At 45.8% G+C, this 20430-nt stretch carries 12 protein-coding genes and 1 other annotated feature; of the genes, 5 read left to right on the top strand and 7 right to left on the bottom strand.

The window, feature by feature from the left end:
- Nucleotides 1-12: 12 nt before the first annotated feature.
- Nucleotides 13-132: a sequence feature (Thr leader region), on the bottom strand.
- Nucleotides 68-145: a thr operon leader peptide gene (gene thrL / locus R7Z41_RS13500; protein ID WP_074192076.1), complete on the bottom strand. Its 78-nt coding sequence runs from the start codon at nt 143-145 to the stop codon at nt 68-70. (Overlaps the previous feature by 65 nt.)
- A 423-nt stretch (nt 146-568) precedes the next feature.
- Between thrL and R7Z41_RS13495 the strand changes: the two genes are divergently transcribed.
- A complete protein-coding gene (locus tag R7Z41_RS13495; RefSeq protein WP_065274187.1) occupies nt 569-1039 on the top strand; it encodes a ribonuclease regulator in 471 nt (156 codons plus the stop codon).
- On the opposite strand, the gene R7Z41_RS13490 is transcribed toward R7Z41_RS13495, so the two are convergent.
- Both R7Z41_RS13490 and R7Z41_RS13485 read right to left on the bottom strand, forming a co-directional pair.
- Nucleotides 1036-1518: a putative 4-hydroxy-4-methyl-2-oxoglutarate aldolase gene (locus R7Z41_RS13490; RefSeq protein WP_005381822.1), complete on the bottom strand. Its 483-nt coding sequence runs from the start codon at nt 1516-1518 to the stop codon at nt 1036-1038. The genes R7Z41_RS13495 and R7Z41_RS13490 overlap by 4 nt on opposite strands.
- Before the next feature lie 64 nt (nt 1519-1582).
- A complete protein-coding gene (locus R7Z41_RS13485) occupies nt 1583-1990 on the bottom strand; it encodes a DUF3293 domain-containing protein (protein WP_065274186.1) in 408 nt (135 codons plus the stop codon).
- 361 nt (nt 1991-2351) lie between these two features.
- Here R7Z41_RS13485 and arcA point away from each other — a divergent pair, with 361 nt between their 5' ends.
- Nucleotides 2352-3068 (top strand): two-component system response regulator ArcA, encoded by a 717-nt coding sequence (gene arcA, locus R7Z41_RS13480; RefSeq protein ID WP_005381824.1) that lies wholly within the window; start codon nt 2352-2354, stop codon nt 3066-3068.
- An 85-nt stretch (nt 3069-3153) separates the two neighbouring features.
- On the opposite strand, the gene R7Z41_RS13475 is transcribed toward arcA, so the two are convergent.
- The 4 genes from R7Z41_RS13475 to R7Z41_RS13460 form a co-directional block, all read right to left on the bottom strand.
- On the bottom strand, nt 3154-3603 hold the full coding sequence (locus R7Z41_RS13475; RefSeq protein ID WP_005381825.1) for a hypothetical protein: 450 nt from the start codon (nt 3601-3603) through the stop codon (nt 3154-3156).
- Between the two features lies 1 nt (nt 3604).
- On the bottom strand, nt 3605-5959 hold the full coding sequence (gene arcB / locus R7Z41_RS13470) for an aerobic respiration two-component sensor histidine kinase ArcB (RefSeq protein ID WP_213906556.1): 2355 nt from the start codon (nt 5957-5959) through the stop codon (nt 3605-3607).
- 237 nt (nt 5960-6196) lie between these two features.
- On the bottom strand, nt 6197-7942 hold the full coding sequence (locus tag R7Z41_RS13465) for a GGDEF domain-containing protein (RefSeq protein ID WP_005381828.1): 1746 nt from the start codon (nt 7940-7942) through the stop codon (nt 6197-6199).
- Nucleotides 7943-7977: 35 nt separating this feature from the next.
- Nucleotides 7978-8937, bottom strand: a complete 960-nt coding sequence (locus R7Z41_RS13460) for a TIGR01212 family radical SAM protein (protein WP_005381829.1) — start codon at nt 8935-8937, stop codon at nt 7978-7980.
- A 551-nt stretch (nt 8938-9488) separates the two neighbouring features.
- Between R7Z41_RS13460 and gltB (R7Z41_RS13455) the strand changes: the two genes are divergently transcribed.
- The 3 genes from gltB (R7Z41_RS13455) (at nt 9489) to gltB (R7Z41_RS13445) (ending at nt 20420) form a co-directional block, all read left to right on the top strand.
- Nucleotides 9489-14039: a glutamate synthase large subunit gene (gltB, locus tag R7Z41_RS13455; RefSeq protein ID WP_017633630.1), complete on the top strand. Its 4551-nt coding sequence runs from the start codon at nt 9489-9491 to the stop codon at nt 14037-14039.
- Entirely contained in the window at nt 14039-15508 is a 1470-nt protein-coding gene (locus R7Z41_RS13450) for a glutamate synthase subunit beta (RefSeq protein ID WP_064353628.1), read from the top strand. Before gltB (R7Z41_RS13455) ends, R7Z41_RS13450 begins: the two co-directional genes overlap by 1 nt.
- 448 nt (nt 15509-15956) lie before the next feature.
- Entirely contained in the window at nt 15957-20420 is a 4464-nt protein-coding gene (gltB, locus tag R7Z41_RS13445) for a glutamate synthase large subunit (RefSeq protein WP_033906097.1), read from the top strand.
- The last annotated feature ends 10 nt before the right edge of the window (nt 20421-20430 follow it).

Raw genomic sequence — 20430 nt, 5'->3', positions numbered from 1 at the left:
GATAAAAAAGCATAAAAAAAGGCCTGTATCTTGTTGGATACAGGCCTTTTTTGTGAATTTCTTTCGCTCAGCAGCCTGCCCCAACATGTGTCGTGTCGGTAATAATAATGGTCGTGGTCATTACTACTAGGCTGTTAGATGGCATAAATAAATATTCAACGTTAATTGTGTTTGCTTAACTCTACGTTTACCGAGTTTCTGATACATAGTCAACAAAAAATTGTTTGTTTTTCCATCTTTCAGAGATTTCTGCTAAGCAATGTCATTGATATTTATAGTTAATTACACATTATTGATCATTTGAAAATCTACAGTTAGTTTTTGTAAAGGACTTAACTATCATCACCAGTTCGGTTTTTTATCTAATAACTAGTCTAATCTTTGCCATAAAACGTACGATCAAATAATTCGAGAGGGTTGTGACACATAACAACAACTTAACTGTGACTTATGTTCATAGGATCGAATTATTTAGAAAATAGGTGAGCTAGCTTTCATATTCTATGCTTTAATAGTGAGAAGCTTTGGGCGCATACTAATAAAAAAGTTGACACAAGGAGTGGTGAACATGAAAAGATGGCTTTTTCTGTTGCTGTTTTTTGTGCCTGGTGTTTGTCTAGCAAACGAACTTCCGCCGCTTCCAGGTAAAACATCCCCTTCTCCTCATAAGCTATTCATTTCCAGCGACAGTTATCAGTCTGACAGTTTTGATGTTTGGAATATCGATACGGGCTACGCTTACGAGCTTTTTGATTCGGTAGACGTTTATGTCGGTGCGCGAGTCAATAACTCTCCTACCCAAAATCAAAGTGGTTTTTTGAGCGGGATCAGCTATCACTTTAATGATCGTGTCACGCTGAAAAGTACAGTTCGCTCTTACAAGAACGAAACAGTGGAAGGTATTCGCCAAGACGACAGTAGCCTCGCGGCTGAAGTCTCAAGTCGCGTAAAAATTACCGATAAACTGGATCTTCACGCGACTCTTGATTACCAAGATTGGCAACAAGGCTTTGAGGTTGGTTTAGGCTTTCGTTTTTAGAAGTCCAGCTTTTGCTTAGAAATCAATACACCGTTCCAGTCCGCGTAAACGTAGTGCTTAGGTTGAACGATTTGGTTTTGCATCGTTAAGGTTACGTTTACCTCTCCTATCCCGCGTTTCTCTGTTTTAAACGGGTTGGTGCCAAGAGCTTGAACGCCAATGTCCATTTGAGATATTTGTGCTACATCGCGTATTGCACCATAGACAATGATGCCTTCCCACCCATTTTCTATTCCGAGTATCGCTAATTGATCGCCGAGTAATGCTCTCTGACACGATCCATGTCCGTCAACAATCAATACTTTACCCGTTCCATCTTCGCCCAGTACTTCACGCACTTTCGAGTTATCGTGATAGCAGCGCACCGTAACGATTTCACCGTAAAAAGCGCTACGTTGACCAAAGTTCTGCAATGGTAAAGTAAGCAAGCTCACTTGGTCTTCAAATTGGTCACAAATATCGGGTGTAATGTCTCTCATATTTCCTCCGTGAATTTTCTCACCCAAGCGTTGCTTCAGTGAGCAGTATCCTTTTCTATACCTTTTATACGAGCCGAGGCTTAATGGAGCCTAACATATGCAAAACTTTCGGCTGCGAGCACGCAATTAGATAAAGCTGGTCATTAATGACGTAATAAATCGCGTTTTGTTGAAAGTCATTCGCCAATTCAACGGCTACCTCTGGCGACAACTCGACAGCAAAGCTTTCCTCATACCATGTAAAAGCGCTATCACCTACCGTGACAGGCGCGTAATTAACGTGCTGTAGCTGTTTTTCTAACGCGTGATTGTTTATGCTGTTATCTTCTTTGGACCTCAAGTTACTGTATGGGTTCCAAGCGGTTATCACAGCATAGTTTGAAACACGCCACTCGGCTTCGAATCTGAAAAAAGATTCTGAATAAGCATTCCATAACGATGCGTCTATGTTCGTATTACTTTTTTCTATCATAAGTCTTAAACGATTAATAACAGTTACATTTCATCAATTGATATAAATCAACAAACTGAATGGAATTAACATTTGAGCATTGTTAGCATGCTGTTAACAATATAAAATCCGCTCAATATCTTAGGGTGTTTACGTTTCAGGCCCCACTGAAAGCAGGAAATGAAAGGTAAACAAGCCCTTTAGAATAAACGTCGCCATTGGATACTGGTGAGTTGGCAAAATTCCATGGAGGGCGGATAACTGAAAGAAGTGTTTTTTTGATCAACTTGATTTATTATCAAAATCACATTACCTGTATGTTATATTTTTGCCTAGAATTTATTCTATTAGCACAATTTTGTCACAAATTTAGGTACCGCCAATGCAAACCCCGCAGATTCTTATCGTTGAAGATGAGCAAGTAACTCGTAACACTCTTAAGAGTATTTTTGAAGCAGAGGGATACGCTGTTTTTGAAGCCAGTGACGGTGAAGAGATGCACCAAGTGTTGTCTGATAACTCAGTCAACTTGGTTATTATGGACATTAATCTTCCAGGCAAGAATGGCCTTCTACTCGCGCGTGAACTACGCGAGCAAGCGAACATTGCTTTAATGTTCCTGACAGGCCGTGACAATGAAGTAGACAAGATCCTAGGTCTTGAGATTGGTGCAGATGACTACATCACTAAACCATTCAATCCACGTGAGCTAACTATTCGTGCACGTAACCTACTTAGTCGCTCAATGAGCTCTAACGCGGTGCAAGAAGAGAAGCGCTCGGTAGAAAAGTATGAATTCAACGGTTGGGTACTAGACATCAACAGCCGCTCTCTAGTAAGCCCTGCTGGTGATAGCTACAAGCTACCTCGCTCTGAGTTCCGCGCACTACTGCACTTCTGTGAGAACCCGGGTAAGATTCAAACTCGTGCAGATCTTCTTAAGAAGATGACTGGTCGTGAACTTAAGCCACACGACCGTACTGTAGACGTAACGATTCGTCGTATCCGTAAGCACTTTGAGTCTGTTTCAGGCACGCCAGAAATCATCGCCACTATCCACGGCGAAGGTTACCGCTTCTGTGGCGATCTAGAAGACTAGATTTAACCGCTAATATGCGAAGGGCTTGCTCATTGAGCAAGCCCTTTTTGTTTTAGGTCTAACGACTAATGCAACATCATTGCGGTTAATAAACCTTGTTAATCTTCACGTACTTTTCGACTAACCAACGCTGTTTACCCGCATCGTCTAGAAGCACTGCGATATCAACCGATTTTTCTGTGTTCACATCAATGTGAGACGAGAACGCCACCTCCCATCGGCTTTCACTGTGCGTTCGAGTATCTAAAGACGCACTGTCCACCAACCACTCTTTTTGCCCCTGTTTAATAATAAGAGCTTCTGCCGTTAGATTTGCAGGAAGTAACTGATCTCCTTCGAGGTAAAGTGCACCTTGAATACTTTGCTCTTCCACGTCCCCAATATTCGGCATGAGGTTCACCCATAAATTACTTTTGAGCTCAACATTAACCTCATTAATCGTAATCTGACTGTTTTGTTGCCAATTCACATTTGGAACGGAACTACAGCCTGCCATCAATGCCATGGCTAATGCCAATGGTGCGATTCTTTTCATGTTATTTCCTTTGTTCCAACCAACTTTTGAGGACTTGAATATCGTTTTGGTATTCATTTTTGATCTCTTCAACCCAGTCTGAAATGTTTTCCCACCATGCTGGCATATCAGGCGATTGCGCTTTTTGCGCCACACTTTGGATACGTTTCAGGCCAATTGAACCTGCAGCACCTTTGATTTTATGCGCTTCAGAAACAATCCCATCTTGATCTTTCGCTGTCATGTTCGAATCTAAGACATCAATATAGTCTGGCATCATATCTTCAAACATTTTTATGCTGTCGTAGACAGGTTTTGCACCAACAATGTCGACGTAAGACTCTAACATATCCATATCGAGCAAATGTGTCTCAATCACAGGAGAAGGGACTGGCTCTTCCACTGCTTCGGGACCGCTCACCACTTCCTTAGGTTGTTCTAACTGGTGAGCGAAGAATTTATCAATCACTGACTGAATAGCATTCACTGCCAGCGGCTTACTGATCGCATCATCCATGCCGTTATCTAAGTATTCACGACGATCTTTCATTACATTAGCAGTTAAGGCGACCAATGGAGGAAGATTGTTATAATGCTTGCGGTAATAATTGGCGACATCAAAGCCCGTCATATCAGGCAGTTGGATATCCAACAACGCTAAGTCGTATTTTTCTGGCACAAAGTTCACTAACGCTTCTTGGCCCGTCATTGCCACGGTGACAGAGTGCCCTAGGCTCTCTAGTAACGATTTAGCCACAGTTACGTTAAGCTCGATGTCTTCGACCATAAATATGTTGAGGCGCACATTGTCGCGTTTCGCATCAATGACTGGCTCAGCTAGTTCAACAATCGGAACGTGGATCGATACAGTAAAAGTGCTACCAAAGCCTTCCTCACTGGTAACCGTAATGTCACCATCCATCATATTGATCAGTTGCTTAGATACCGCCAAACCAATACCTGTACCGACCGCATGCAGGTTGTCCTTGCCTGATTTCACTTGGTAGTACATCGCAAAGATCTTATCTAGCTCTTCGTCTGGGATACCAATACCTGTGTCTTCCACTTCCATAATAATGGTCGCAAAATCGTCTTCGACATCCGCGCTCACTGTCATCACAACGCCACCTTCCTTGGTGAACTTCATTGCGTTGCTGACCAAGTTCCAAATCACCTGACGTAGACGGGTTGCATCCACTTCAATTGCTTTTGGCAAGTCGCTTAAACGTTCTAAATCAAAGCGTAACCCTTTTTGTTCCGCCATCAGAGCTGAGATACTCTCAATCTCTGCGACGAAGTCTTCGAAGTTAAGTGGCGCAGGTAATAGTTCTAACTTACGGCGATCAAATTTATCCATATCGATAATATCGTTGAAGATGTTACCTAGAGTAATCGCACTCACATTGATGGTCTGCATGTGTTTACGCTGCTCTTCTGTCAACGGACTATCTAGAAGCATACGACTTAAGCCTACAATGCCATTCAGCGGCGTTCGCAGCTCATGACTGATGGTTGAGATGAAGGTAGTTTTGTCGCGGCTTGCTTTCTCTAACGACTCTTCATGGCGCTTACGTTCAGTGATATCACGACCGAACCCAACGAGACCAAGGTGGCGGCCATCTTTGCTGTAAAATGGCACTTTACGCAGCTCAAAGTAATGCTTGCGACCATCTGGGTATTCGAGCCATTGCTCGTAAGTAATTGCTTGATTATCGGCAAAAACCTTTTGGTCAGTATCAACGATATGCTCGGCGATTTCTTTGCTATACACATCCCAAGGGCTTAATCCGACTAACTGGTGCTCTTTCTTGCCCGTTAGCTCTTCCATCGCGCGGTTACAGCCAGAGAAAACACCATCCGCATTGCGGTAGTAAATTAAGTCTGGTGAGGCATCAATAAATGAACGCAGTAATGCGGTACGTTCTGCCAACTCTAATTGAGTACGTTCGCGTTGGAACACCTCATTTTCGAGGTCTTGCATCGCCTCTTCACGTGCTTCTTCCGCTTTAATACGCTCTTCAATTTCTTGGTTAAGCTTTTCAATGTTTTGTTGAAGTTGGTAATTCAGCTCTTGATCTCGCGAACGCATGTCCTTCAGTTTGGACACCAGCTTAGTTAAACGCTGGCGAGACTCTTCTAGTTGATCGACAACCACAGAGAGGAAGTAAACCGCCCAAGGGGTGATCAATAGACCAAAAAACACCGAACGGACAATATCGATATCATCTACTCGCCCTTTGAGAGCTAAAGTAATCCCTACCTGCACCACAACAGCTAATGCCACCAGCGCAAGGGCTAGCAAAATAGAGAAGCGAACAATCCCCAGTTTGACTAGCAAGTCGACATAATACTGGGCGAGGTTTTTCATGGGTTTCATTAACTACTCCATGGTGGTGGCTAGATAGCGCCATTCGATGATGAAAAACAGGTAAATGCACTCGACCTAACGCAATTTAGGTCTGTTTGATTAGTGAAAAACACACGGTGCGATCTGCGCTTGTGACACGAGATAGAAAGATAAACCAACGAGCGCACAGGCTTCTGTAAGTTTAACGTGTTTAATACGGTGATTTAAACAATCAGCTATCAACTTAGAGCAAGCGGTCACAAAGCGTTAGCAAGAACTGGGGTGAATACAGGTGCGATTACGTCCATCAGCTTTAGCTTGGTATAACGCACTGTCAGCCATAGCGATGCCCATTTCGGGTTCATCACCATGCTGAGGAATGTAAGAGACCAGACCGATACTGACGGTAAGGCGTTCAGATGCTTCTGAACTGTCGTGTTCCATATCAAGCTGTAGAATTTTCTCATGAATACGCTGTGCTACGTTGCGCGCACCTTCCGTGGTGGTATTCGGCAAGATAAAACCAAACTCCTCGCCACCATAACGCGCAACACAATCCGAAGAACGATTGATGACTTGTGTAAACACGGTAGCGACACTGACTAACGCTTCATCACCTTGTTGGTGACCGTAACAGTCGTTGTAATCTTTGAAAAAGTCGATGTCACATAACATGATGGTGAGCGGCAGCTTTTCTCGAGCGTGGTGGTACCACAATACCTGCAGTTGTTCGTCGAAACGGCGTCGGTTCGATACTTGAGTTAAGCTATCCATAAAGCTCAATTTTTCTAACTCTAGGTTGGCTTTTTCCAACTTTTGTTCTGCAAGATAACGCTCAGAAATATCACGCGCCATGATCAGCACACCATTCGTTCCTGATGCTTTATCTTTAAAAGGCGATTTCACCACATCAAACCACGTACTTTTACCATCACTACTCACGACTTTATCTATGTATCGAACTGGCTCTAACTGGCGTAATGCTTCTAAGTCACTGTCTGCTAAGCGCGCGTACATCTCTTTAGGAATCACGTCTTGGAGGCGCTTACCTATCAAATCAGAAATTTTTGAAATGCCTAACGCCTTAACAAAAGGCTGATTACACGCTTGATAGACCATGTTCTCATTGAAAATACCAATGGAGTCCGGACTGGCATCCAGAATCGTTTGTAAGATAGTATCTCTTTGCGCTAGCGCCACCTCAGTATCTTTGCGACGCTCCATTTCATCTCGCAGATTCTGTTGCATCTTGTGCCATTCAGTCACGTCATGACTAATAGACAGCGTACCGATAAGCTCACCACTCGGCGAAACAAGAGAGTTTTGATTGACTTCCAATAAGCAACTTCGACCTTGTGGATCCGTTGTCCATTTACGTTCGCTTTTTCTGGTCATCTCACCCAAGGCCTTGGATGCGCAAGCTTCTTCCCTTCGCCCTTGCCAGAATTGATCAAATGCTCGATTGGTCGTTAATAGATTGCCTTGGCGGTCTTGGGTACAAATCAGCTCTGAAAGTGAGTCTAATGCCGAACGTGCGATGATTAATTGGGCAAGTTCTTGTTGCTGCTCTTGGTGAGTGGCTTGATATGGCTGAGCATAAAGAATCCAAACTCGATGATTGCGCAATAAACTCTTTCTGCCTGACAGCTCCACTTTAATAGATTCACTATCAGATAGTCGCCAGTCAAAAGCCTGCTGACGAAAATGACGACTAGAGAAGCGATCGAGAAACTGCTCAAGCTCATGAATATCGAATAAAGCAGGATACAAATACCCCGTTCCCAAAGAGCGAATGCCTAACAACTGCATCGCAGCCTGGTTAGATAGCAAGAGCTGAGCATGGCTAGTGTCCACCACTATGACTGGATAGGGAGAATCCGTTACTAGTTGCTTAAGTGATGTCTGAAAGTGCAAATAGATCAGTGCTAACGCGCACACGCCTGCGATTAACAACAAGACGACATAGCCATAACCGCCTTGACCACCCCAAAGCCAATTGAGTAACTGATCCATCGTTTAAACCTTCAAAGAACACTGGTTAAAATATATCAGTTATTTATTGAGCGATCTGCTATTAATTCCGGTTTAGTATAGATAAAGGCATTCCCCGTAAGGCTCCCTTGAGCACCATGAGCACTGAGATCTCGACCAATTTCCGTCATCGCTAGCCAACGGTTTTCACACCACAGAGGCGATAATAACGTGGGCCTCCTGGCTGCTGATGAAACGCGATGATAAATCACATCTGGTGGTGTCATACGAATCATTTCACTGGCGATCGCAACATATTCTTCTAATTCAGGGGCTTCTAGCTTTCCAGCACGCCAAGCTTTCGCCATGGTGCTACCTTCGACAATATGCAAGCCATGTAACTTGATGCCATCCGTTCCCACGGCCAACACTTTTTGCAGCGTTTCAATATTTTCGGCGCGGGTTTCTTTGGGTAAACCCACAATTAAGTGAGTACAAACCTTGATTCCGAGTGTTCGAGCACGCTTAGTGATTTCGGCATAACACTCAAAGTCATGACCACGATTGATACGTTTGAGGGTGTCGTTGTTGGCGGTTTGAAGACCTAGTTCTAGCCAAATTTCATAACCTTGCTGTACATAGCCCGACAGTAAATCCAATACCGCATCAGGGACGCAATCCGGACGCGTCCCCACACAAAGACCAACCATGTCTGCAGCCTTTAGTGCTTCCTCATACATGTTTTTGAGAACTTGTACTTCTGCATAGGTACTGGTGTAGGCCTGAAAATAAGCGAGATACTTCTTCGCTCTGTGAATTTCACCTGCGCGATCTTTTAACTGTTCGTGAATGCTTTTTATCTGGACTTCTTCATCTGCAAACGAAGCCACATTGCAAAATGTACATCCTCCCCGCCCAATCGTGCCATCGCGGTTAGGGCAACTAAATCCACCGTGCAATGTTAACTTATGAACCTTTTCACCGTATCGACGCTGAAGATCTTGGCCGATTGTATTGACCAACTCATGTAACTGCATAAATTCTCACCAACAATAAATCGTAATCAATCTCACTACGATCTGTGTAAATAAATTACATCCCTGCAAGAAAAAACACACAATATTAATCAATTCAAACACCCATCATGCAGGTCAAAATCAATAAACTTGCATAATTAAAGACAAAAATCGTTCATGTTGCGTAAATGTTAAACTAAAAATGCATAATTAAACGAAAAAATTGGGTCACAACGCCGACTTTTTCATTGCATTCTGAAGTGACAAAATTGTAGGATACTTACACAACCCCGTTATTTTTGTGACTTTTATTACAAAGCACACTGCGGGATTTGTCGGTGTTATCCCACTCCTACCTATATAAATCACTAGATAGTGATAATAAATAAAGGGATACCACCAAGGATTGTTTTTCTCGCAAAACTTTTCCTGCGAGATACGGAAAGGAATCAAGACCGGTCAACCTAGATCGGTGGCGATAATAAATATAAAGGACAAGACGTAATCAATAGTCTAGGTAGTATTTGCTGCCCGGTACTTTTGCGTCGACATTGAACTGGAAGGATGTATCTATGGTAGATAGAGAGCAAAATCCACAGGGTCTGTACACTCCGGAACTGGAGCATGACGCTTGTGGTATCGGTTTTGTTGCTCACCTTAAAAACCGTAAATCTCATGAAGTAGTGACTCAAGCATTGGATATGCTGGCTCGCATGGAACACCGTGGTGGTCAAGGTTGTGACCCATGCAGCGGTGACGGTGCGGGTATCTTGCTACAAAAACCTCATGAATTCCTATTAGAAGAAGCCGTTAAGCTAGGCATTAAACTGCCTTCGTTTGAAAAGTATGGTGTTGGTGTCGTTCTTTTCCCGAAAGACGAATACAAACGCGAACAATGCCGTGACATTCTAGAACGCAACGCACAGCGTCTAGACCTTGAAGTTATCGGCTACCGCGTATTACCAACCGACAACTCCATGATTGGTGCCGACCCTCTAAGCACAGAGCCTCAATTTGAGCACGTGTTTATCTCCGGCGGCCCTGGCATCACGCCTGAAGAGCTAGAACGCAAACTGTACGTACTTCGTAATTACACCGTACGCGTTTGCCTAGAAAGCGTTTCGAACATTGGTGACGACTTCTACATTAACTCCATGTCTTACAAGACATTAGTGTACAAAGGTCAGTTAACGACTGAGCAAGTACCTCAGTACTTCCTCGATCTGCAAAACCCGACCATGGTGACTGCACTGGCACTGGTACACTCTCGTTTCTCTACCAACACCTTCCCGAAATGGCGTCTTGCACAGCCTTTCCGTTACATTGCCCACAACGGCGAAATCAATACAGTTCGCGGTAACTTGAACTGGATGAAAGCCCGTGAAGCAATCCTAGAATCAGACCTGTTCACTCAGGCTGAAATCGACATGCTTCTTCCAATCTGTCAGGAAGGCAGCTCGGATTCATCTAACTTTGACATGGCACTTGAGCTCCTAGTTCTGTCTGGTCGCAGCCTGCCACACGCATTGATGATGATGATTCCTGAAGCATGGCAAGAAAACAAAAACATGGATCCTAAACGTCGCGCGTTCTATCAGTACCATGCGAACATCATGGAACCATGGGATGGCCCGGCTTCCGTATGTTTTACTGATGGTGTTCAAGTTGGTGCGACACTAGACCGTAACGGTTTGCGCCCTTCTCGCTACACAGTGACCAAAGATAACTTCCTAGTGATGGCATCTGAATCTGGTGTTGTGGATATAGAACCAGAAAACGTTGAGTTCCGTGGTCGCCTACAGCCAGGTCGTATCTTCGTTGCAGACCTAGAACAAGGTCGAATCATCTCTGATGAAGAAGTGAAAGACACCATCGCAACGGCACAGCCTTACGAGAAGTGGGTAGAAGAAAACCTACTGAGCTTGAAGAAGCTGCCAGATGCGAGCAACCAGTTCAGCCAACCTAAGCCAGAACACCTTCTACACCGCCAACAAGCGTTTGGCGTAAGCACTGAAGAAGTGAACGAAATCATCGTTCCAATGGCGAATGACGCGAAAGAACCATTATCAGCAATGGGTGCCGACTGGCCTCTTGCGGTTCTATCTCATCAATCTCAGCACCTTTCAAACTACTTCAAGCAGCTGTTTGCACAAGTAACTAACCCACCGATCGACCCGATCCGTGAGCGCATGGTTATGTCGCTGAACACTTACTTGGGTAAAGACCAAAACCTTCTGACTGAAACACCACTTCACTGTCAGAAAGTAGAATTGGAATCGCCTGTTCTAGCCAACTCTGAGCTTGAAAAATTGCGTGCGATCGATAACGAGCACCTACAAGCGAAAACGTTGGATATCGTATTCCAAGCTAGTGAAGATCAAGGCAAACTTGAGCGTGCATTAAAACGTATCTGCCAATACGCAGAAGACGCGGTTATCGATGGTTATTCAATCATCCTACTCACTGACCGCGCAGTGAATTCAAACCACGCGGCGATCCCAGCAATGCTGGCAGTTGGCGCAGTACACCACCACTTGATCCGTAAAGGTCTACGTGCGAAGTGTGACATCGTGGTTGAAACTGGTGACGCGCGTGAAACGCACCACTTTGCAACGCTACTTGGTTACGGTGCTAATGCGGTTAACCCTTACCTAGTGATTGAAACCATCATTGAACTTCAACGTACGAAGAAGTTGGATCCAGAAGCCAACCCTCGCGATCTGTTCAACAACTACCGTAAAGCGATCAATGGCGGTCTTCTGAAGATCTTCTCGAAGATGGGCATCTCTACGCTACAGTCGTACCATGGTGCGCAAATCTTCGAAGCATTGGGTATCCACAAATCCGTGGTCGACAAATACTTCACAGGGACGGTTTCTCGTATCCAAGGTCTAACCCTTGATGATATCGCCAAAGAAGTACTTATCCGTCACCGCATCGGTTACCCACAACGCGAAATCCCAATTCAAATGCTGGATGTTGGTGGTGTTTACCAATGGAAACAGCGTGGTGAGAAGCACCTATTCAACCCAGAAACCATTTCTCTACTGCAAGAGTCTACGCGCAACAAGAACTACGATCAGTTCAAGCAATACGCGACTGCTGTAGATAAGCAAGGTGACAACGCGGTAACCCTGCGTAGCCAACTTGAGTTCATTAAGAACCCCGCTGGTTCTATCTCTATCGACGACGTCGAGCCAATTGAAAGCATCGTGAAACGCTTCGCGACGGGCGCTATGTCATTCGGTTCTATTTCTTACGAAGCACACTCCACACTAGCTGTTGCGATGAACCGTCTTGGCGCGAAATCGAACTCTGGTGAAGGTGGTGAAGACCCAATGCGTTTCGAGCGCAAAGAGAACGGCGATTGGGAACGCTCTGCAATCAAGCAGGTGGCTTCAGGTCGTTTCGGCGTAACCTCTTACTACCTAACTAACGCTGAAGAGCTGCAAATCAAAATGGCTCAAGGTGCGAAGCCAGGTGAAGGTGGTCAGCTACCAGGCGATAAAGTAGATGACTGGATCGGTGCAACGCGTCACTCGACTCCGGGCGTTGGCCTTATCTCTCCACCACCACACCACGATATCTACTCAATCGAAGATTTGGCTCAGCTTATCTACGACTTGAAGAACGCGAACCGCGCAGGCCGTGTAAACGTGAAGCTGGTATCAGAAGCAGGCGTAGGTACGATCGCTTCTGGTGTAGCGAAAGCGAAAGCGGACGTTGTACTAATCGCAGGTTTCGACGGCGGTACAGGTGCATCACCAATGTCTTCAATCCGCCATACCGGTCTTCCTTGGGAACTTGGCTTGGCAGAAACGCACCAAACGCTACTGAAGAACGGTCTACGTAACCGTATCGTGGTTCAAGCAGATGGTCAGATGAAGACACCTCGCGACCTTGCAGTGGCAACACTACTTGGTGCAGAAGAATGGGGCGTAGCAACCGCAGCATTAGTGGTTGAAGGTTGTATCATGATGCGTAAGTGTCATAAGAACACTTGTCCTGTTGGTATCGCGACTCAGAACAAGACGCTTCGCGAGCGCTTTGATGGCCGCGTAGAAGACGTCGTTACCTTCTTCCAATACATGGCACAAGGTCTACGTGAAATCATGGCTGAGCTTGGCTTCCGCACTATCGATGAAATGGTCGGTCAAGGTCAGAAACTGAAGATCCGCCAAGACATTTCTCACTGGAAATACAAGAACCTAGATCTGTCTCCTGTTCTCCACGTTGAGCAACCACGTGAAGCTGATGGTGTATTCAACCAAGCTCAACAGAACCACAACCTAGAAGAAGTGCTAGACCGTAAGCTGATTCAAGCAGCGATTCCTGCACTAGAGAAAGGCGAAGCGGTGAATGCCGAGTTCCCTATCGTCAACACGGACCGCTCTGCAGGTACCATGTTGTCGAACGAAATCTCGAAAGTGTACAAAGATGCGGGTCTACCTCAGCCAATGAACGTGAAGTTCAAAGGTTCTGCGGGTCAGTCATTCGGTGCATTCCTAGCTAAGGGCGTGAAGTTCGAAGTGGAAGGCGACGCGAACGACTACTGGGGTAAAGGCTTATCTGGCGGTACCTTAGTACTTTACCCAGATGCAAAATCAAGTATTGTCGCGGAAGACAACATCGTGGTTGGTAACGTGTGTTTCTACGGTGCAACTTCGGGTGAGTCTTTCATTCGCGGTATGGCTGGTGAACGTTTCTGTGTTCGTAACTCAGGCGCGAAAGTAGTAGTAGAAGGCGTCGGTGACCACGGTTGTGAATACATGACGGGCGGTGCAGCAATTATCCTAGGTTCAACAGGTCGTAACTTTGCCGCAGGTATGAGTGGCGGCGTGGCATACGTATGGGATAAATCAGGTGACTTTGAGTCGAAACTGAACCCAGAGCTAGTAGACCTAGATCCAATCGAGCAAGAAGACAGAGATCTATTACTCGACATGCTAACTAAGCATGTTCAATTCACAGGAAGTGAAGTCGCTCAGTCTTTCCTAGACAATTTTGAAGCTAGCCTAGCCTCTATGGCTAAGGTAATGCCGCGTGACTATAAAGCGGTTCTTCAAAAACGCAAAGCTGAAGCACTGTCTCAAGGAAACGAAACTCAAGTGGAGGCCGTATAATGGGTAAGCCTACTGGATTTTTAGAGCATGGTCGTGAACTACCACAGAAGATCGACCCAGCTGAACGCATCAAGAACAACAAAGAGTTCGTTCTGAACGAGGAGTTTGGTGACAAGATCAATACTCAGGCTTCTCGTTGTATGGATTGTGGTGTGCCGTTTTGTCATAACGGCTGCCCTATCGGTAACATCATCCCAGAATTTAACGACGCGGTTTATCGTGATAGCTGGGAAGAAGCATGGAACATTCTAAGCTCAACCAATAACTTCCCAGAGTTCACTGGTCGTGTTTGCCCTGCTCCATGTGAAAGTGCTTGTGTACTTGGCATCAACCAAGACCCAATCACTATCTGTAATATCGAGAAAACCATCGTAGAAACGGCGTATCGTGAAGGGTACGCCAAGCCAAAAACGCCACGTTCTCGCACTGGTAAAACGGTGGCGATCATTGGTTCTGGACCTGCTGGTCTTGCGGCTGCTGAGCAGCTAAACAGCGCAGGCCATACCGTGACAGTATTCGAGCGAGACGAGAAAGTGGGCGGTCTGCTACGTTTTGGTATCCCAGACTTTAAACTGAGCATGGAAGTCATTGATCGCAAGATCAATCTAATGGCAGAAGCTGGCATTGAGTTTAAAGTAAACCAACACGTTGGTGTTGATGTGAATGCTCAGCAGTTGCGTCAAGAGTTCGATGTGGTTCTACTAACGGGTGGTTCAACCGTTCCTCGTGATTTGCCCGTTCCGGGTCGTGAACTAAAAGGCGTTCACTTCGCGATGGAATTCCTAGGTCAAAACAACCGTCGCGCCAATAACATGGACCTGAAAACGGAAGAAATTCACGCTGCGGGTAAACATGTTGTGGTTATCGGTGGTGGTGATACGGGTTCAGACTGTGTGGGAACATCAAACCGTCACGGCGCAGCAAGTGTAACTCAAGTGGAAATCATGCCGATTCCACCAGAAAAGCGTCCTGCCAATATGCCTTGGCCACAGTACCCGATGATCCTACGTACTTCGACATCTCATGAAGAAGGCGTTGATCGTCACTGGAACATCCTAACTAAAGAGTTCATCGGTAACGACAAAGGTGAAGTTACTGGTCTTCGTTTGGCTGATATCGTTTGGGAAGAGGCGAAACCTGGCGAGCGTCCAGGCTTTAAAGAAGTTGAAGGCAGCGAGCGGGTGATTCCATGTGATATGGCATTCCTAGCGATGGGCTTCCTTCATCCTGAACCAACGGGCGTACTTGCTCAACTGGATATCGCGCTAGATGATCGTGGTAACGTAGCAACTCAAGGTTTTGCTACAAACCAAGAAGGTGTATTTGCTGCTGGTGATATGCGAACAGGCCAATCTTTGGTGGTTCGTTGTATCAACGAAGGCCGTGAATGTGCCCGTGCTATCGATGATTACTTAATGGGTGGCACAAACCTAGAAGCAAAAGCAGATTCACTGATGCTTTCTGCTTAACGAAGCAGTCATGCTTCTCTCTTTCAATTGCCTAATAGCCATCAGCAATATCGATGGCTATCGGTGAAGAAAGAAAACAATTCCTTCCAATCTTTCTATTTTGACCAGCATTTTATGCTGGTCTTTTTTATCTCCCACAGAATCAAATGTTACTTTTTTGTAACAATCAATTTTCTATCTATTTGAAATTATTAAACTATTTTAGCTTATTAAATGGTAAATCGCATATTCACGTGATGATCCACTAATAACTTGACCTTTTTTACAATAAGCTATAGCTTGTGAAGTTGATGAAAATAAAACACTCAAAAAATGTTAAATATTTCACAACTTTTAATGAATAATTATACATAAAGCTATAAAGATGACGCATAGTTAGTCATCGATATCAACGTAAGCAGTGTTGATATATCTGTCGGGATGACGGATAAGCAAAGGGAGAATTGCAATGGCTCTTTATGATCCAAGTCTTGAGAAAGACAACTGTGGATTTGGCTTGATCGCGCATATGGAAGGCGAACAAAGCCACAAGCTGGTACGTACAGCAATTTCTGCACTTGACCGCATGACTCACCGTGGTGGTATCGCCGCCGATGGTAAAACTGGTGATGGTTGTGGTCTTCTATTACAAAAGCCCGATTCCTATTTACGTCTTATTGCCGAAGAAAATGGTTTCAACCTTGGCAAGCAATACGCCGTAGGGATGATTTTCTTCAACCAAGATCCAGTCAAAGCTCAACTCGCTAAAGACATCGTCAACAAAGAACTGGCGCAAGAGACGCTAACTGTGGCTGGTTGGCGTGAAGTACCAACTAATTCAGAAGTACTCGGTCCAATTGCGGCCAACTCGCTTCCAAATATTCAGCAAGTCTTTATCTCTGCACCGGCAGGTTGGCGCGAGCGTGACATTGAACGTCGTCTCTACATCGCACGCCGTCGCATCGAGAAACAAATCACCGAAGATCCGGATTTCTACATCTGTAGCTTGTCGACTCAAGTTTTGGTGTACAAAGGCCTATGCATGCCTGCGGACTTACCGCGCTTTTATCTTGATCTTGCCGATCTACGTATGGAATCTGCTATCTGTCTGTTCCACCAGCGTTTCTCTACCAACACTCAACCGCGTTGGCCATTAGCTCAACCGTTCCGCTACCTTGCTCATAATGGTGAGATCAATACCATTGAAGGTAACCGACAATGGGCACGCGCTCGTGCTTATAAGTTCTCGTCACCACTGCTGCCTGACCTACAAACTGCAGCACCGTTTGTGAACGAGACAGGATCAGACTCGTCTAGCTTAGATAATATGCTAGATCTCTTTTTAGCTGGCGGCATGGATATCTTCCGTGCCATGCGTATGCTTGTGCCGCCAGCATGGCAAAACCACCCTGACATGGATCCGGATTTGCGTGCGTTTTACGATTTCAACTCCAAACACATGGAACCATGGGATGGTCCAGCAGGTATCGTACTGTCCGATGGTCGTTATGCTGCTTGTAACCTAGACCGAAACGGTCTGCGTCCAGCTCGTTATGTAATTACCAAAGACAAGTTGATCACTCTGGCATCTGAGGTAGGGATTTGGAATTACGCCCCAGATGAAGTTGCCAAAAAAGGTCGTGTAGGTCCGGGGGAATTGCTCGTCATCGACACTCGTAAAGGTAAGCTTTGGCAGTCTAGCGAGATCGATAATGACCTGAAATCTCGTCACCCTTATCGCGAATGGATGGAGAACAACGTTCGCAAACTAACACCGTTCTCTCAGCTGCCTGAAGATCAAGTAGGTGAGCGTAGCTTTGATGAAGACTTGCTTAAGACTTATCAAAAGCAGTTTGCCATGAGCAATGAAGAAGTCGATCAAGTATTGCGTGTCCTCGGTGATATGGGGCAAGAAGCCGTCGGTTCGATGGGTGATGACACCCCGATGGCGGTTCTTTCTTCGAAAGAGCGCTTGGTGACTGATTACTTCCGTCAGAAGTTCGCGCAGGTCACCAACCCACCAATCGATCCGCTGCGTGAGAAACACGTCATGTCGCTAGCGACCAGCATCGGCCAGGAGATGAATGTCTTCTGTGAAACCGATGGCCACGCGCATCGTGTAACCTTTGATTCTCCAGTACTGCTCTATTCAGACATGCAGCAACTACTAGAGCTGAGTGACGATCATTACCGTAATACCATTCTCGATATCAACTACGACCCACAACAAAAAGATCTTAAACAAGCCATTAATGATCTGTGTGAGCAAGCAGAGCAAGTCGTTCGTGAAGGCACGGTTTTAGTGGTGCTTTCGGACAGAGCCTTGGTCAAAGGTAAGTTGCCAATTCCGGCAGCAATGGCAGTCGGCGCCGTTCAAACTCGTCTGATTGACGCGAACTTGCGTTGCGATGCCAACATTGTTGTCGAAACCGCAACAGCCCGTGATCCACACCAATTTGCTGTCTTGCTTGGCTTTGGTGCTACTGCGGTTTACCCATACCTTGCTTATGAAGCGTTAGGTAAACTGATTGATGATAAAGCACTAGAGAAAGACTACCGCGATGTGATGCAAAACTACCAATACGGCATCAACAAAGGCCTGTATAAGATCATGTCGAAAATGGGGATCTCAACCATCGCCTCTTACCGCTGCTCACAACTGTTTGAAGCAGTTGGCTTGAGCCAAGATGTGGTCGATCTGTGTTTTAAAGGCGTCACAACTCGAATTGAAGGCGCGAATTTTGACGACTTCCAGCAAGATCTTACAAACTTATCTCGTAAAGCATGGGCGAAACGCAAATCGATTGATCATGGCGGCTTGTTAAAGTACGTCCATGGAGGTGAATATCATGCTTACAACCCGGATGTCGTCGGCACGCTGCAACAGGCCGTTAAATCTGGCGAAAGTAACGACTATCAGAGCTTTGCTAAGCAGGTAAACCAACGCCCTGTTGCCATGCTGCGTGACTTAATGTCGCTGAAAAAATCAGACTCACCGCTGCCACTTGAGCAAATAGAACCACGCACTGAACTGTTCAAACGCTTTGACTCTGCGGCAATGTCCATTGGCGCACTTAGCCCAGAAGCGCATGAAGCACTTGCAACGGCGATGAACCGTCTTGGTGGTTACTCTAACTCGGGTGAAGGCGGTGAAGATCCTCGCCGTTTCGGTACTGAGCGTAACTCACGTATCAAACAGATTGCTTCTGGCCGATTTGGTGTAACGCCGCATTACCTGACTAATGCGGATGTACTGCAAATCAAGGTGGCACAAGGTGCGAAACCGGGTGAAGGTGGACAGCTACCAGGACACAAAGTCACCGCAGAAATCGCAAAACTGCGTTATTCGGTACAAGGCGTGACTCTGATCTCCCCTCCTCCGCATCACGATATCTATTCGATTGAAGATTTGGCCCAACTGATCTTCGACCTTAAACAAGTCAACCCGAATGCGCTGGTTTCGGTAAAACTCGTCTCCGAGCCAGGTGTCGGCACCATCGCAACGGGTGTAGCCAAGGCTTACGCTGATCTTATTACCATTTCGGGTTACGACGGTGGTACCGCAGCAAGCCCATTAACTTCGGTAAAATACGCTGGTAGCCCTTGGGAGTTGGGGTTGGCAGAGACACAACAAGCTCTGGTTGCTAATGGTCTGCGTCATAAGATCCGCCTACAGGTAGACGGTGGTCTAAAGACTGGTTTAGACGTAGTTAAAGCCGCAATTTTAGGTGCAGAAAGCTTCGGTTTTGGTACTGCGCCAATGGTCGCTATGGGTTGTAAGTTCCTACGAATTTGTCACCTCAACAACTGTGCAACTGGGGTTGCGACTCAAGACGAGACACTGCGTAAAGAATACTTCAAAGGTCTACCAGAAATGGTGATGAATTACTTCATCGGCCTGGCAGACGAAGTGCGCGGATTACTCGCCGAACTTGGCGTTGAAAAGCTGACGGACTTGATTGGTCGTACCGATTTACTTGAGGCAGTAGAGGGATTTACAGCGAAACAGACCAAGCTGGATCTATCCAATATTCTAGAAGCTCCAGTATCACCTGAGGGCCATCCGCTATTTTGGACAGAGCCAAACAAACCGTTTGATAAAGCTGAGCTCAACCAAAAGATCGTTGATGATGCCATGCATGCGGTCGAAAACAGTCAATCGGCAAGTTTCTTCTACAATGTCATCAACACTGATCGTTCTGTTGGTGCACGCTTATCTGGCGAAATAGCAAAACGCTATGGCAACCAAGGGTTGGCGGCTTCCCCTATCAAAATCTATCTTGACGGCACCGCAGGCCAGTCCTTTGGTGTTTGGAACGCAGGTGGTGTAGAGCTTTACCTCACGGGCGATGCGAACGACTACGTGGGCAAAGGCATGGCGGGTGGTAAAGTGGTTATCAAACCTCACCTTGGCACTGCATTTAAGTGTAATGAAGCAACCATCATTGGTAACACCTGTCTGTACGGCGCGACCGGCGGTAAACTATTTGCAGCCGGTAAAGCAGGTGAGCGTTTCGGCGTACGAAACTCAGGTACGATAGCCGTCATTGAAGGTGCTGGCGATAACGCTTGTGAGTACATGACTGGCGGTATTGTTGCCATTCTTGGTGCGACAGGTGTGAACTTTGGCGCGGGTATGACTGGAGGCTTTGCCTATGTTCTGGATGAGAACCAAAGCTTTGAAGGTCGAGTTAATACTGAGTCTGTCGAAGCCATCTCATTGTCCGATCTTTACATCCACCAAGAACATTTGCGTGGCCTAATTGCGGAACACCTTGAAGAAACAGGGTCGAGTCATGCTGAAAATATTTTGGCGAACTTTGATGAATGGATTCCAAAGTTCTATTTGGTGAAACCACAAGCGGCAGATCTTCGCACGCTACTTGGTCACCAGAGCCGCAGTGCCGCAGAGCTGCGTGTTCAAGCACAGTAATCATGGAGGA

Origin of the sequence: Vibrio sp. 1457 (assembly GCF_033340195.1) — a bacterium.
Classification (GTDB): domain Bacteria; phylum Pseudomonadota; class Gammaproteobacteria; order Enterobacterales; family Vibrionaceae; genus Vibrio; species Vibrio alginolyticus.
The sequence above is the reverse complement of the archived record's forward strand: the minus strand, read 5'-3'. Positions and strand labels throughout refer to the sequence as shown.